This window comes from Streptomyces kronopolitis, assembly GCF_014646275.1.
Lineage (GTDB): Bacteria > Actinomycetota > Actinomycetes > Streptomycetales > Streptomycetaceae > Streptomyces > Streptomyces kronopolitis.
Map to the genome: position 1 here is coordinate 158,309 of NZ_BMND01000004.1, position 13,923 is coordinate 172,231.

Here is a 13,923-nt window from a genome sequence, read left to right on the forward strand (position 1 = left end):
GCGGCATCCACCGGTCCGTCGTGGACAGGCCGGGAAACCGGCCGGAAGCCAATGAGGGCAAGTTCACCAGGCACGATCCGGTGCCGAAAACGTCTGGCAGCCGTGATGGGATCTTGCGCATCTGGTCACGGAACGGGCACACAGCTTGACGTGTCCGGGCCCTGGGGCAGACTTGGCTGCGGAATTCCAGATTTGATCACTATCCGTACAGGATGGTGCGCGCGTAGGGGGAAGCGGAGCGATGAGCCAGGACGGCACTCAGGGCCAATTCGAGGGCCGTGCGGTCGGCGGGGGACGTTACCAGCTTCGTGATCTTCTTGGCGCCGGCGGCATGGCCTCCGTGCACCTCGCCTACGACAGCGTGCTCGACCGCGAGGTCGCGATCAAGACCCTGCACACCGAGCTGGGCCGCGAGCAGGCCTTCCGCGAGCGCTTCCGCCGCGAGGCGCAGTCCGTGGCGAAGCTCACGCACACCAACATCGTCTCGGTCTACGACTCCGGCGAGGACGAGCTCGACGGCGCCATGGTGCCGTACATCGTCATGGAGTACGTCGCGGGCCAGCCGCTGCGCTCCGATCTGGACACCGACGTCGCCCAACATGGCGCGATGGCGACGGAAAAAGCCCTGAAGATCACGGCGGATGTACTCGCCGCGCTCGAGGTCAGCCACGAGATGGGCCTGGTCCACCGCGACATCAAGCCCGGCAACGTGATGCTGAACAAGCGCGGCGTCGTCAAGGTCATGGACTTCGGCATCGCCCGGGCCATGCAGTCCGGCGTGACGTCGATGACGCAGACCGGCATGGTCGTCGGCACCCCGCAGTACCTCTCGCCCGAGCAGGCGCTGGGCCGCGGTGTGGACGCCCGCTCCGACCTCTACTCCGTCGGCATCATGCTCTTCGAGCTGCTGACGGGCCAGCTGCCGTTCGACGCGGACTCCCCGCTGGCCATCGCCTACGCGCACGTCCAGGAAGAGCCCCCGGTCCCGTCGGGCATCAACAGCGCGCTGCCGCCGGCCGTGGACGCGCTGGTGGCCCGGGCGCTGAAGAAGAACCCCAATGAGCGGTTCCCCACCGCGGAGGCGATGCGGGACGAGTGCCTGCGGATCGTCGGGTCCGGGCAGTCCGGCGCGACGCCGCTGATCATCGGCGGCGGCCCGCCGGCCCGCACCAGCGGCGCCTCGGTGTCCTCCGCGGTGTTCCCCACCGCTTCCGGCGCCCCGCACACCCCGGCCCCGCCGAGCGTGCAGCAGCCCTACCAGCCGACCCAGGCGGCCGGCTTCGGGCCGTCGACGCCCCCGCCGCCGAACAACGCCTATCCGACGCCCACCCCCGGCCCCATCCCCGCGCCGTACAACGCGGGCGGCTTCCAGCCCCCGGCGTACACCCCGCCGCCCCCTCCCGTGACGGGCCCGATGCCGTCGGCCGGCGGCCGGAAGGGCAACTCCGCGGTGATCGTCGTCTCGGCGATCGTCGGTGTGGTCGTGGTCACCGCGATCGCGATCGGCATCGGTCTGAGCGCCGGCTCCAGCGACGACAACGGCGGGGACGTGACCCCGACGCCGACGTACTCGACGTACTCCTCGCCCACCGAGAGCGTCCGGCCCGAGGACAAGACGGCGACGATCCTGACGTCCGACTGCACCAACCCCACCAAGAGCTACAGCGACAAGGGCAAGATCCTCGCCCCGTCGTTCCGCTTCAAGAACCTGGACTCGGTGAAGAAGTGCATCGAGGCGGCGGGCTGGAAGTACAAGATCGTCAAGCAGGAGGACAGCGCGATCTGGGGCAAGAACACCGTCACGGACCAGACCCCGGCCGCCATCAGCTGGTGGGACCCGAGCAAGGGCGACACCATCGAGCTGACCGTCTCGACCGGCCGCAGCGGCTGACGGCACACGGCCCACGGGTCCCCGGAGCCTGACAAGGGCCGGCACGCGGTGCGTGCCGGCCCTTTCCGTCGTTCAGGCCGCCGACGGCCGAGCCGGCATTCTGAGGAATTCCCTAGAGGTACGGGCCCGAGCGGGCCCCGCCCTGACCGGGCTGCCCCTCCTCGCCGTCCATCGACACACCCGGCGGCAGCGCCCGACGCATCGACTCCAGCTGGGCACGGGCCGCCATCTGCTGGGCGAACAGCGCGGTCTGGATGCCGTGGAACAGGCCCTCCAGCCAGCCCACCAGCTGGGCCTGGGCGATGCGCAGCTCCGCCTCCGTCGGCACCGACTCATCGGTGAACGGCAGCGACAGCCGCTCCAGCTCCTCGACCAGCTCGGGTGCCAGGCCGTCCTCCAGCTCCTTGACCGAGCTGGCGTGGATCTCCTTGAGCCGGACCCGGCTCGCCTCGTCGAGCGGTGCGGCCTTCACCTCTTCCAGCAGCTGCTTGATCATGCTGCCGATGCGCATGACCTTCGCAGGCTGTTCGACCATGTCCGTCACCGGCGTCTCGCGGGGCTCATCGCCGTTCTCCCCGCCACCGGAGCCGGCGCTGCCGAGCGCCATGCCGTCCGGGCCGACAACCAGGACGTGCGGGTTCTCCTGCGACCGTTCGTTCATCGGCATATCCATGCCGCCATTCTCTCGTACAAGGGGTTATGAACGGTGGTGCCCCCTGAAGAACGTGATCCACCCTCCTGACGCGAACCGGCCGCCGCGGTTTCACGTGAAACAAGCGCTTCCCGGCCGTTTCACGTGAAACCGCGGACCTCAGCTACGCCGCAGCCGCAGGGCGAAGAAGGCCAGCCCCAGTCCGGTGAGGGCAAGGCCGGCGCCCAGCGGCAGGACCCGCTCCACGGGGGCTGCCGGCGTTTCCAGGGCGTAGGGGCCGCTCGCGGCCGCTTCGCCGTCCGCGCCGTCCGGTACCGAGCCGCCCGGCTTCTTCGGGACGACGGGCGGCAGCGGCGGCAGGCTCTCGTAAGAGCGCGCACGGTGCCGGTCGGCGACGTGGTGGTGGCGCGCAGCGTCCGATCCGGTCGGGGCCGCACGGGATGCGGAGGCCGCGGGCCTGTGGTGCGTGCGCGGCGCGTGCCGGCCGGGCCGGGAGTGCGCACGGTCGGCGGGCGGACCCGGAGGACCGGGCGGCCCGTGATGCCCCCGCCAGGAGAGGTCTCCGCCCGCGTCCTCGGGGTCCGGGAGGCCGAACGGCGGCACCGGACCGGGGAAATCGGGGCCGAACGGACGATGCGGGTGGTGACGCCACTCTCCGTAGCCCCGATGCCTGCCGGGGTGGTGGTGCGGCGACCGGTGCGGGAAGCCCGGAAGGGCGTACGGCAGTCCCGGGATGCGGTCCGGCAGCTCCCGTGCGGACGGACCGGAGTGCCCGTGATGCACCCGGCCCCGCCCGTCGGCCGAGGGACCGGGCGCCAGGTCGTCGTCGCCGTAGCCGTCCGGGCCGAAGTCGTCCGCTCCGTAGTCGTCCCCGCCGTCGTCGTGCGGATCGTCCTGGCGGGCGAGGTTCGACGGACGGTCGACCCCGGTGGCCCGTCGGTCCGCAGCCACCGCGGAGGTGGCGCCCAGAGGTACGGGCAGGACGACGGAGGCCACCAACAGGCCGGTGGCAATGCGCGAACGGAATCCTGGAGCGACCACGTGCCCCTCCCGTGCCGAGCCGTCGAGTGACTCGTCCAGCGTCACATGTGACGAGATTCACGGCATCTCGGACATATCAGGCGGGTTACCCGTCGGGCACGCGGGAGGGGCGGGCGCGTGCCGGGTGCTCGTTCCGGTCGGCTCAGACGGTCAGTACGACCTTGCCGACGTGCGCACTCGCGTCCACGACGCGGTGTGCCTCGGCGGCCTCCGCCATCGGGAGCGTGCGGTCCACGATCGGCCGGACCTGGCCGTTGCCGATCAGCGGCCAGACGTGCTCCCGTACGGCGGCGACGATGGCCGCCTTCTCGTTCAGCGGGCGGGCCCGCAGCCCGGCGCCGGTGATCGCGGCGCGCTTGGCCATCAGCGCGGCGAGGTTCAGCTCCGCCTTCACCCCGCCCTGCAGACCGATGACCGCCAGCCGTCCGCTGACCGCCAGCGCCTTGACGTTCCGCTGCAGGTACTTCGCCCCGATGATGTCGAGGATCACGTCCGCGCCCGCGCCGTCGGTGGCCTTGCGGATCTCCTGGACGAAGTCCTGCTCGCGGTAGTCGATGAGGATGTCGGCGCCCAACTCGGCGCAGCGCGCCAGCTTTTCGGGGCCGCCCGCGGTGACCGCGACCCGTGCGCCGACGGCCTTGGCGAGCTGGATCGCCATCGTGCCGATGCCGCTGGCGCCGCCGTGGACCAGCAGGGTCTCGCCGGGCCGCAGGTGCGCGATCATGAAGACGTTCGACCAGACCGTGCAGGTCACCTCGGGCAGCGCCGCGGCCGTGACCAGGTCCAGGCCGGCCGGCACCGGCAGCAGCTGCCCGGCCGGGACGGCGACCTTCTCGGCGTAGCCGCCGCCCGCGAGCAGCGCGCACACCTCGTCGCCCACGGCCCAGCCGTGCACACCGGGTCCGAGCGCGCTGATCCGCCCGGCGCACTCCAGCCCGGGGTACGGGGAGGAGCCGGGCGGCGGGTCGTAGAAGCCCTGACGCTGGAGCAGATCCGCGCGGTTCACGGCGCTGGCCGCGACCTCGATCAGGACCTCGCCCTCGGCGGGCTGCGGGTCGGGCACATCCGCCCAGACAAGTGCTTCGGGGCCACCGGGCTCCGGGATAGTGATCGCTCGCATGGCGCGAGGCTACTCGCCGTGCGCCCGCGGGGCGACGGTGCGGGGGCCCCGGATCGCCACCGGCCCGGCCTTCCCACCTGCGCAGAACCCGCCGAACCCGGCACCCCGGGCACCGGAGTCCACCGCGCTCTTGAGGCGGCGGGGCGTGGGGGCCCGGGCGTTCCCGCCGTGTGCGGCCACGACGGCCACTCCCCTGGGTGACCGCCGCGGCATTGACCCACGACGCCCCCGCGGGCCGCGATATCAACAACCCGTGATCGACACGACCGCCCCCACCCACGCCTCCGCCCCGCCGTTTCGCCCCGGCACCGGCAAGGGGCCCGCCGGCCTCCTCGGCCGTACCGCCGGCGGCGCGGCACCACCGCCGGCCACCCGGCGCCACCGCCCACCGCCGCTCCCGGCGACCGCCGTGCGCGCGCGAGCGTCGGCATCGCGGACCATGGGAGGTATGTCCCCCTCACGAACCGCCGCGGAGCGGGCCGTTCCCCGGAAGGCGGCCGGATGAGCGACGTGCGGCAACCGCCCCGCAGGCCCGGCAGATTCCCGATCCTCCGCTCGCTCTGGTCGCTCTCCCGCGCCGAGGCCAAGGACGACACCGAGGCCGGCCGCTCCATCGTCCTGCCCGCGCAGGGCATGACCCCGCCGCTCCAGCAGGTGGCGCGCCGGCTGCTGATGGCGCTGGCGGTGCTGGCGGTCACCACCCTGCTCGTCTGGCTGGAGCGCGACGGGTACCGCGACAACGCCCACGACGAACTCACCTTCCTCGGCGCGGCCTACTACGCGACGGTCACCCTCTCGACCACCGGCTACGGCGACATCACCCCGGTCAGCGAAGGCGCGCGGCTGACCAACATCCTGCTCATCACGCCGCTCCGGGTGCTGTTCCTGATCATCCTGGTCGGCACCACCCTCGAAGTCCTCACCACACGCACCCGCCACCAGGTACGCATCCACCGCTGGAGATCCCGCATGCGAGACCACACCGTCGTCATCGGATACGGGACCAAGGGCCGCCACACCATCGAGACCCTGACCGTCCAGGGCGTCCCCAAGGACCAGATCGTCGTGGTCGATCCGCAGCAGAGCGCCGTGGACGCCGCCAGCAGCGACGGCTTCGTGGCGGTGCACGGCGACGCCACCCGCTCCGACACCCTCACCAGGGCCGAGGTGCAGCGGGCCGCGCGCGTGGTCGTGGCGACCCAGCGCGACGACACCGCCGCGCTGGTCACCCTGACGGCACGCCAGCTCACCCGGCAGGCCACGATCGTGGTGGCGGTCCGGGAGGACGAGAACGTGCCGCTGCTCAAGCAGAGCGGCGCCGACCTCGTCATCACCAGCTCCAGCTCGGCGGGCCGGCTGCTGGGCATGTCGATGGCCAGCCCGAACGTGGGCGGCATCCTGGAGGACCTGCTGACCTACGGCAGCGGGCTCGACCTCGACGAACGGCCGGTGACCCGGAGCGAGGCGGGCCGCTCCCCGCGCGAGCTCGACGACCTGGTCGTGGCGGTCGTACGGGGCCACCGCGTCCTGAACTACACCGACCCGCAGGCCGCCACCCTGGAACTCACCGACCGTGTGATCACCATCCGGCAGGCGGTGCCGAGCGGCTGACCCGCCGGACCGGCCGCGGCCGCGCGGCCGCCGAGGAAGGGAGCCGTCCTACCGCTCCCCCGAGGCGTTCCAGTCCGTCGGTGCCTCGGGGGTCCAGCCCGCCGACCAGCCCGCCGGCCAGGGGAGTTCCAGGAGTTCCAGCTCGTCCCCGCGCTGCGCACCGCCGGGCGGGACGACCGCCAGCGCGTCGGCGGCGGCGATCCCGCGCAGCATGGCGGGGCCGTGGAAATGCAGCGGCGCCGCCATCAGGCCGTACCGCTCGTCGTCGCGGTAGGCCACCGGGACGAGCCGGGTGTCGCGCGGGGGCCCGTGGACGGGGGCGGCCAGCGGCACCCGGTACGGCGGAGCGGGGCGGCGCGCGGCCAGCGCGGACAGCAGCGGCTCGGCGAGCGTGCACAGCCCGGACACCGCCGCGAGGGGGTTGCCCGGCAGGCCGACGAGATGCCGGCCCGGGGCCAGCCGGGCGAGCAGCATGGGGTGCCCGGGGCGGACCGCCACCCCGTCCACCAGCACCTCGGCGCCCAAGCGGCGCAGGGTGGGGTGCACATGGTCGACGGGGCCCGACGCGGTACCGCCGGTGGTGATCACCACGTCCGCGGTGGAGGCCGCGAGCGCCTCGTACAGGGCGCCGGCGTCATCGGCGAGCGGGCGCGCCGGGGCCGTCTCGACGCCCAGCGCGTGCAGCCAGGGCGCCAGCATCGGGCCGAGCGCGTCGCGGATCCGGCCTTCCTCGGGCAGCCCGCTGGCAAGCAACTCGTCACCCAGGACGAAGACTTCGGCGCGCGGCCGGGGATGGGCCGTCAGCTCGTCATAGCCGGCCGCCGCGGCCAGGCCGAGGACGGCGGGGGTCACCAGGGCGCCGGCCGGCAGCAGTTGGTCGCCGCGCCGGCACTCCTGGCCGCGCGGACGGATGTCCTGGCCGGGCGGCACCGGCCGCGGGGCGTACAGCCGCTGCCCGCCGCCGGACGCACGGACCTCGCCGTGTTCGCTGCGCAGGACGGCGGTGGCGCCGGACGGGACGCGGGCGCCGGTGGCGATCGCGATCGCCTGGCCGTCCAGGAGCACCTCGGTGGGCGCGTGACCGGCGAGGATGCCGGCCGCGGGGCCGGACTCGGGGGTGCCGGCGGGGTGGTCGAGGCGCCAGGGGCCGGGGCCGGCGACCGCCCAGCCGTCCATCGCCGAGGTGTCGAACGACGGCAGGTCGGTCAGCGCGGTGAGGGGCGCGGCCAGCGTCCGGCCGAGCGCCGCGGCGAGCGCCGACGTACACGGGGCGGGCGGCTCGGTCACGGCCCGCCGGGCGATGTCCCGGGCGGCGTGCCAGGGGAGGGCGGGGGTGGGTGCCGTGGGGTCCGTGGGGTCGGGGCGGTTGCCGGTGGGGGCGGGGGTGTCGGAGGCGTGGCGGGCGTCCGAGGGGGAGGGGGTACGGGAGGCGAAGGGGTCGTCGGGGGCGAACGGGTCGTCGGGGGTGTAGGGGACGTCGGAGGTGGGGGGCGTCCGGGGGGTGTCACCGGCGTCGCCGGGCGTGGCCGCGCGGGCGGTGTATGACATCCGGACGGTCGGGGCCTCGGCTCCGGTGCCGGGTCCGGGCCTGGCACCGGAGCCGGACCTGGCCTCGGCTCCAGTCGCAGATCCGGTTCCGGCTCCGGCTCCGGGGCGTTCAGGCGGTCGGCGCGGGCCGTTGACCAGCGCGAGCGCATCGTCGAACGGGTCGCCGCCGTGGGAGTCTCCCTCGTCCGGGGTGGTGCCTGCCGCCCCTCGCGCCGTGTCGTCCCGCTGCCCGCCGGTCATTCCGCGGGCTTCGCATCGTCGTGGGTGGCGCCGCCGCCGGACCGGGCCGCGCCCTCGGACTCCTCGGACTCCGCCGCCCAGCGATGGGCCAGCGCGGCCGCCCGGTCGGACAGCTCCTGCACGTCCCGGCCCTGCCGGCCCGCCGCGTAACCGATCAGAAAGGTCGTCAGCGGGGCGGCCGGGCGGGCGACGCCGTGCGCCGCGTCCCGCGCGAGGTCGAGAAGCGCTGCCGCGTCGACATCGAGCTCGATGCCCAGTTCGGCCTTGACTGCGGTGATCCATTCGTCCAGCACGGTGCCATGCTCCCTGATGCGGGCACGTGCCGCGCCGAGGTCTTCCCAGGTGTCGCAGTCGAACGAGGCCGTGGCCGCGGCGTCCGGAACCCGTGCGAGCAGCAGCGCGGTCCACAGGGCACGCAGCGGCAGCCCGGCCAGGGTGCCGTGCCCGGCCCGCAGCCGCGCCAGCTCGCGCCGCAGCGGACCGGCCCGGTAGGCGGCCACCAGCGGCTGGTCCCGGCCGGAGGGGTCCCGGAGCATCGCCCCGTCGTATGGTGCGCCGTCCGCGCCGGGTCGGGGGCCGTCGGCGGTGGCTGAGGCCGTCGCCGTCGCTGTGGCCGTGGTCGTCGCGGTCGCTGTCGCCAGGAGGCGGTGGACGGTCTCGGTGGTCAGGAACGGGAGGTCGGCGGAGAGCACCAGCACCACCGGGGCGGTGGTGTGCCGCAGCCCGGCTTCCAGCGCGGCGAGCGGGCCGCCGCCGGGCGGGTCCTCCAGGGCATGGACGACGGGCCGGACGGTCGGACGGCCAGGGCCGACGACGACGGTGCGCGCCGCGTCAGGGCAGGCGGCGAGCACCCGGTCCAGGAGGGCACGGCCGCCGACGGACAGCGCGGGTTTGTCCGCCCCGCCGAGCCGCCGGGCCGCACCCCCGGCCAGCACGATCGCGTCGTAGTCGGTGGTGTGCTCGTTCACCCCTTGAGTATCGCCAGGGGCACGGGGGTCACACCGCCGCCGGAGCCGGGACGGGTGTCAGATCGGCCACAGCGGCACCGGTCCCGCTCTCGGCTCTCGGCTCTCGGCTCTCGGCTCTCGGCTCTCGGCTCTCGGCTCTCGGAGATGGTCCCGCCGTTGGCAGCGGGTTCCCACCTCTGGCAGCACCTTCCAGTCGGCCGTCGAGTCAGCCCTCCCGCCGTTGCCGGCCGGCTTGCCCTCGCCGGCCGGCTCGCCGTTGCCACCGGCCGTCAACCGGTCACAGCGTCCGCAGCAGCATCGCGGGCTGCTCCACGCAGTCGGCCACGAACCGCAGGAAGCCGCCCGCCGTGCCGCCGTCGCACACCCGGTGGTCGAAGGTGAGCGAAAGCTGCACGACCTGCCGGACGGCCAACTCGCCCTCGTGCACCCAGGGTTTGGCGGTTATCCGGCCGACGCCGAGCATCGCCGCCTCCGGGTGGTTGATGATCGGCGTGGAGCCGTCGACGCCGAACACCCCGTAGTTGTTGAGGGTGAACGTGCCGCGCGTCAGGTCGGCCAGGGAGAGCCCGCCGGCCCGGGCGGTCTCCGTGAGCCGGGCGATCTCCGCGGACAGCTCCTCGGCCGTGCGGGTATGCGCGTCCCGTACGACCGGCACCATCAGGCCACGATCGGTCTGGGCCGCGAAGCCCAGGTGCACGGCGGGCAGCCGCACGATCTCCTGGGACGCGGTGTCGACGGTGGCATTGAGCTGCGGAAACCGGGCGAGGGCCGCCGTACTGATCCGGGCCAGCAGGGCGAGCAGGGACACCTTGGGGCCACCCGCGGCGTTCATCGCCCTGCGGGCGGCGAGGAGTTCGGTGGCATCGGCGTCCACCCAGCAGGTCGCCTCCGGGATCTCCCGGCGGCTGCGGCTGAACTTCTCCGCGGCCGCACCGAGCATCCCCTTCAACGGGATCCGCTCCTCGCCCGGCACGACACCGGTCCCGGCAGCGGCCGCGGCGGGCACCACGGACCCGGCGGGCACCACGGCCCCGGTCGCGGCCCCGGCCCCGGTGGCGGGCGCGGCGCCCGTCACCTCCCGGTCCCGCTCGCGGATCGCGCACTCCACGTCCGTACGGAGGATCAGCCCGTCCCGCCCGGACCCCGTCAACTCCCGCAGATCCAGCCCGTGTTCCCGCGCCATCCGGCGCACCAGCGGCGAGATGACGGCCACCGTGCGGCTGTCGGCCTCGTCCACCCCGGCCCCGACGGACCCGTTCGCCCCAGTGGTGCCAGTGGTGCCGGCCGCCCCGGCCTGCCCGCCGGCACCGGCCGCCCCCACGGCGGTCGCCCCGGCGTGCACCGTCTCCGAGCCACCCGGCGCGTCACCGGCCACCGCGGCCCCGGCCGGTCCGTGCGCCGCCCGTGCCGGCGGTCGCTGTGCTCCGCCGAGGGGGCTCGCTCCCCCGGGACGGATCCGGCGCCGCCGGGCCGCCGCCGCGGCCGTGCCGTAGCCGACAAGCACATTCCCCGACCCGGAATCAGCCGCGTCCTCCGCGGACCCGCCGGAGCCCGGCTCCGCGCCCGGTCCGGCCTCGGCCAAGTCATCCGGCACGGCCCCCACCGCGACCGTCACCAGCGGATCGCCGACCGGGACTTCCGCCCCCTCCTCACCGAAGCGGGCGGTCACCACGCCTCCGTAGGGGCAGGGCACCTCCACCATCGCCTTGGCCGTCTCGACCTCCACCACCGGCTGGTCGATGGCCACCACCTCGCCGACCTCCACCAGCCAGTGCACGATGGTCGCCTCGGTCAGGCCCTCCCCCAGGTCGGGCAGGGTGAATTCGCGGACCACGGCCATCACTCACCACCTCCGGCGGTCCAGTCCGACTCCCACTGGAGGCGGGCGACGGTGTCCAGGATCCGGTCCACGCCCGGCAGATGGTGCCGCTCCAGCATCGGCGGCGCGTACGGGATGTCGAACCCGGCGACGCGCAGGACCGGCGCCTCCAGGTGGTGGAAGCAGCGCTCCGTGATCCGTGCGGCGATCTCCCCTCCGGGACCGCCGAACCCGTTGGACTCGTGCACGACCACGGCCCGCCCGGTGCGCCGCACCGAGGCGCAGACCGTGTCGTCGTCGAACGGCATCAGGGAGCGCAGGTCGACCACTTCCAGGTCCCAGCCCTCGGACCGGGCGGCCTCGGCGGCCTCCATGCAGACCGGGAGCGACGGGCCGTAGGTGATCAGGGTGGCGCTGCTGCCGCGGCGCCGGACCGCGGCCCGCCCCAGGGGAGCGACCTCGGTGGGTGCGTCCGGCGACCAGTCGGCCTTGGACCAGTACAGCCGCTTGGGCTCCAGGAAGACGACCGGGTCGTCGGAGGCGATGGCCGCCCGCAGCAGCCCGTAGGCGTCCTCGACGGTCGCCGGGGTGACGACCTGGAGGCCCGCGGTGGCCAGGTAGTACGCCTCGGAGGAGTCGCTGTGGTGCTCGACCCCGCCGATCCCGCCGCCATAGGGGACGCGGATGGTCAGCGGCATCGTCAGGGCGCCGCGGGTGCGGTTGCGCATCTTGGCGACATGGCTGATCAGCTGCTCGAACGCCGGGTAGGCGAACGCGTCGAACTGCATCTCGACGACCGGCCGCAGCCCGTACATCGCCATGCCGACGGCGGTGCCCAGGATGCCGGCCTCGGCGAGCGCGGTGTCCGTGCAGCGGTCCTCGCCGAACTCCTTGGCGAGGCCGTCGGTGACCCGGAAGACGCCGCCCAGGGTGCCGACGTCCTCGCCCATGACATGAACGGACGGGTCGTCGGCCATCGCGTCGCGCATCGCGCGGGTCAGCGCCTGCGCCATGGTGGCGGGCTTGCGCGCGGTCGCCGGAACGGTGGTCGTCATGGCCTGGCCTCCTCGGCGACGCCGCCGGCGCCCGCCGCGTCCTCGGTGTGCCCGGCGGCCTCGGCGTCCAGTTCGGCACGCAACTGGGACGCCTGGGCGCGCAGTTGGCTGGTCTGCTCGGCGAATACGTGGGTGAACAGGTCCATCGGGTCCAGTGCGGGGTCGGCGTTCATCCGCTCCCGGAGGTCGGCCGCCAGCTGCTCGGCGCCCTCCTTGATGTCGTCGACGAAGGCGTCGGTCAGCAGCTCGCGGGCCGCCAGCTCGCGCTCCAGCAGGGCTATCGGGTCGTGCGCCCGCCAGGCCTCGACCTCGGCCGCGCTGCGGTAGCGGGTGGCGTCGTCGGCGTTGGTGTGTGCCTCGACCCGGTAGGTGACGGCCTCGACCAGGGTGGGGCCGCCGCCCCGGCGGGCCCGCTGCACCGCCTCGCCGAGCACCTCGTACATCGCGGGGGCGTCGTTGCCGTCGACCAGGCGCCCCGGCATGCCGTAGCCGACCGCCTTGTGGGCGAGGGACGGCGCGGCGGTCTGCTTGGCCAGCGGCACGGAGATGGCGAAGCCGTTGTTCTGGACGAGGAAGACCACCGGCGCCTGCCACACGGCCGCGAAATTCAGCGCCTCGTGGAAGTCGCCCTCGCTCGTGCCGCCGTCGCCGACCATCGCCAGCGCCACCACCTCGTCGCCCTTGAGGCGGGCGGCGTGCGCCAGACCCACGGCATGCGGGAGCTGGGTGGCGAGCGGGGTGCACAGGGGGGCGATGCGGTGCTCGTGCGGGTCGTAGCCGCTGTGCCAGTCGCCGCGCAGCAGGGTCAGCGCCTGGACGGGGTCGAGGCCGCGGGCCACCGCGGCGAGGGTGTCGCGGTAGCTCGGGAAGAGCCAGTCGCGCTCCTCCAGCGCCAGCGCCGCGGCGATCTCGCACGCCTCCTGCCCGGTGGAGGACGGGTAGACCGCCAGGCGTCCCTGCCGGGTCAGGGCCGTGGCCTGCGCGTTGTACCGGCGGCCGCGCACCAGCTGGGTGTAGAGCCGGGTCAGCAGTCCGGAGTCGAGCCGGGCGGCGGCGTCCGTCCCCAGGAGGCGGTACGGCTCCGGGTCGGGCAGGAGGGGCGCGGGGTCGGTGCGCGGCTGCCAGGAAGGCGGCGGGCCGGCCAGGCTGCTCGTGTTCCTGCTGCTGCCGGGCTGCTCAAGGACCGTCATGTCGAGCACCTCCTCTGATCGAAGGGGTGGCGCGATGCGCCTCATGTGGGTGGTGGGCCGACGGCGGGTGGGCAGGATGCATCGGGTCAGGACGACGGGATCGCCCTTCCCTACCGATTGTTCGGTCGCTGATGCATTTTGGCTACGGGTGGGTTCAGCCTGTGGACAAACGGTTCTCCACAGCTTCAGATGAAGGCAGGGCGTCCACAAAGGGGAGGCGGGAGCACATGCCGGACGAACAGATGGCCAATTCCGGCGGGCAGGCACCGTCCGGCGGACAGCCGCCCGCGGACGACGCACCGCCCGTCCCGCCCGCGCGCCCGCTGGACACCATCGACCGCTCGATCCTGCGCATGCTCCAGACCGACGGCCGCGCCTCGATACGCTCCGTGGCCGATCGGGTCCATGTCTCGCGCGCCAACGCCTACGCCCGGATCAACCGGCTGCTGGACGACGGGGTGATCCGCGGCTTCAGCGCCCTGGTCGACCAGGAACGGGCAGGTCAGGGCGCCTCCGCGTACATCACGCTGAAGATCGTGCAGAACTCCTGGCGCACCGTGCGCAAGCAGCTCACCACGCTGCCCGGAGCCACCCACATCGCGCTGGTCAGCGGCGATTTCGACGTACTGCTACTGGTCCACACCAAGGACAACCGCGAGCTGCGCGAGCTCGTGCTCACCCGGATCCAGTCGATCCCGGAGGTGCTGAGCACCCGCACGCTGCTGGTCTTCGAGGAGACCGACCTCGGGCCCGAGGGGGACTGACCGCCCGCGCCCGCCCGGCGGCCC

Annotated in this window: 11 protein-coding genes; 3 read left to right on the forward strand and 8 right to left on the reverse strand. The window is 73.9% G+C overall.

From position 1 onward, the window contains the following. The first annotated feature begins 241 nt into the window (after window positions 1-241). A complete protein-coding gene (locus IEY78_RS06860; RefSeq protein ID WP_189096678.1) occupies window positions 242-1,891 on the forward strand; it encodes a protein kinase domain-containing protein in 1,650 nt (549 codons plus the stop codon). Window positions 1,892-2,003: 112 nt separating this feature from the next. Here the strand turns inward: IEY78_RS06860 and IEY78_RS06865 are convergent, their stop codons facing one another. The 3 genes from IEY78_RS06865 to IEY78_RS06875 form a co-directional block, all read right to left on the reverse strand. Next, the gene (locus IEY78_RS06865) at window positions 2,004-2,564 is read right to left on the reverse strand and encodes a bacterial proteasome activator family protein (protein WP_189096679.1); all 561 of its coding nucleotides are present in this window, start codon (window positions 2,562-2,564) and stop codon (window positions 2,004-2,006) included. A gap of 138 nt (window positions 2,565-2,702) precedes the next feature. Continuing rightward, window positions 2,703-3,584: a hypothetical protein gene (locus IEY78_RS06870; RefSeq protein ID WP_189096680.1), complete on the reverse strand. Its 882-nt coding sequence runs from the start codon at window positions 3,582-3,584 to the stop codon at window positions 2,703-2,705. 142 nt (window positions 3,585-3,726) lie between these two features. Continuing rightward, entirely contained in the window at window positions 3,727-4,704 is a 978-nt protein-coding gene (locus IEY78_RS06875) for an NAD(P)H-quinone oxidoreductase (protein WP_189096681.1), read from the reverse strand. 501 nt (window positions 4,705-5,205) lie between these two features. On the opposite strand from IEY78_RS06875, the gene IEY78_RS06880 reads away from it, so the two are divergent. Then, on the forward strand, window positions 5,206-6,315 hold the full coding sequence (locus tag IEY78_RS06880) for a potassium channel family protein (protein WP_189096682.1): 1,110 nt from the start codon (window positions 5,206-5,208) through the stop codon (window positions 6,313-6,315). Window positions 6,316-6,363: 48 nt separating this feature from the next. Here the strand turns inward: IEY78_RS06880 and IEY78_RS06885 are convergent, their stop codons facing one another. The 5 genes from IEY78_RS06885 to pdhA all read right to left on the reverse strand — a co-directional run bounded on the left by IEY78_RS06885 (window position 6,364) and on the right by pdhA (window position 13,135). Next, entirely contained in the window at window positions 6,364-8,103 is a 1,740-nt protein-coding gene (locus IEY78_RS06885; protein ID WP_189096683.1) for a molybdopterin molybdotransferase MoeA, read from the reverse strand. Beyond that, on the reverse strand, window positions 8,100-9,071 hold the full coding sequence (locus IEY78_RS06890) for a DUF6457 domain-containing protein (RefSeq protein ID WP_189096684.1): 972 nt from the start codon (window positions 9,069-9,071) through the stop codon (window positions 8,100-8,102). Before IEY78_RS06890 ends, IEY78_RS06885 begins: the two co-directional genes overlap by 4 nt. Window positions 9,072-9,348: 277 nt before the next feature. Next, window positions 9,349-10,911, reverse strand: a complete 1,563-nt coding sequence (locus tag IEY78_RS06895; protein ID WP_189096685.1) for a dihydrolipoamide acetyltransferase family protein — start codon at window positions 10,909-10,911, stop codon at window positions 9,349-9,351. Next, complete coding sequence (locus tag IEY78_RS06900; protein WP_189096686.1) at window positions 10,911-11,945, reverse strand: alpha-ketoacid dehydrogenase subunit beta; 1,035 nt, start codon at window positions 11,943-11,945, stop codon at window positions 10,911-10,913. The genes IEY78_RS06895 and IEY78_RS06900 overlap by 1 nt, the downstream gene beginning before the upstream one ends. Then, entirely contained in the window at window positions 11,942-13,135 is a 1,194-nt protein-coding gene (gene pdhA / locus IEY78_RS06905; RefSeq protein WP_189096687.1) for a pyruvate dehydrogenase (acetyl-transferring) E1 component subunit alpha, read from the reverse strand. The genes IEY78_RS06900 and pdhA overlap by 4 nt, the downstream gene beginning before the upstream one ends. Before the next feature lie 227 nt (window positions 13,136-13,362). Here pdhA and IEY78_RS06910 point away from each other — a divergent pair, with 227 nt between their 5' ends. Then, on the forward strand, window positions 13,363-13,899 hold the full coding sequence (locus IEY78_RS06910; RefSeq protein WP_189096688.1) for an Lrp/AsnC family transcriptional regulator: 537 nt from the start codon (window positions 13,363-13,365) through the stop codon (window positions 13,897-13,899). Window positions 13,900-13,923: the final 24 nt, after the last annotated feature.

Bases quoted from the DNA above. Each gene is read 5' to 3' on its own strand.
- IEY78_RS06860 (WP_189096678.1), top strand. From the start codon at position 242: ATGAGCCAGGACGGCACTCAGGGCCAATTCGAGGGCCGTGCGGTCGGC.
- IEY78_RS06865 (WP_189096679.1), bottom strand. From the start codon at position 2,564: ATGGATATGCCGATGAACGAACGGTCGCAGGAGAACCCGCACGTCCTG.
- IEY78_RS06875 (WP_189096681.1), bottom strand. From the start codon at position 4,704: ATGCGAGCGATCACTATCCCGGAGCCCGGTGGCCCCGAAGCACTTGTC.
- IEY78_RS06880 (WP_189096682.1), top strand. From the start codon at position 5,206: ATGAGCGACGTGCGGCAACCGCCCCGCAGGCCCGGCAGATTCCCGATC.
- IEY78_RS06885 (WP_189096683.1), bottom strand. From the start codon at position 8,103: ATGACCGGCGGGCAGCGGGACGACACGGCGCGAGGGGCGGCAGGCACC.
- IEY78_RS06895 (WP_189096685.1), bottom strand. From the start codon at position 10,911: ATGGCCGTGGTCCGCGAATTCACCCTGCCCGACCTGGGGGAGGGCCTG.
- IEY78_RS06900 (WP_189096686.1), bottom strand. From the start codon at position 11,945: ATGACGACCACCGTTCCGGCGACCGCGCGCAAGCCCGCCACCATGGCG.
- pdhA (WP_189096687.1), bottom strand. From the start codon at position 13,135: ATGACGGTCCTTGAGCAGCCCGGCAGCAGCAGGAACACGAGCAGCCTG.
- IEY78_RS06910 (WP_189096688.1), top strand. From the start codon at position 13,363: ATGCCGGACGAACAGATGGCCAATTCCGGCGGGCAGGCACCGTCCGGC.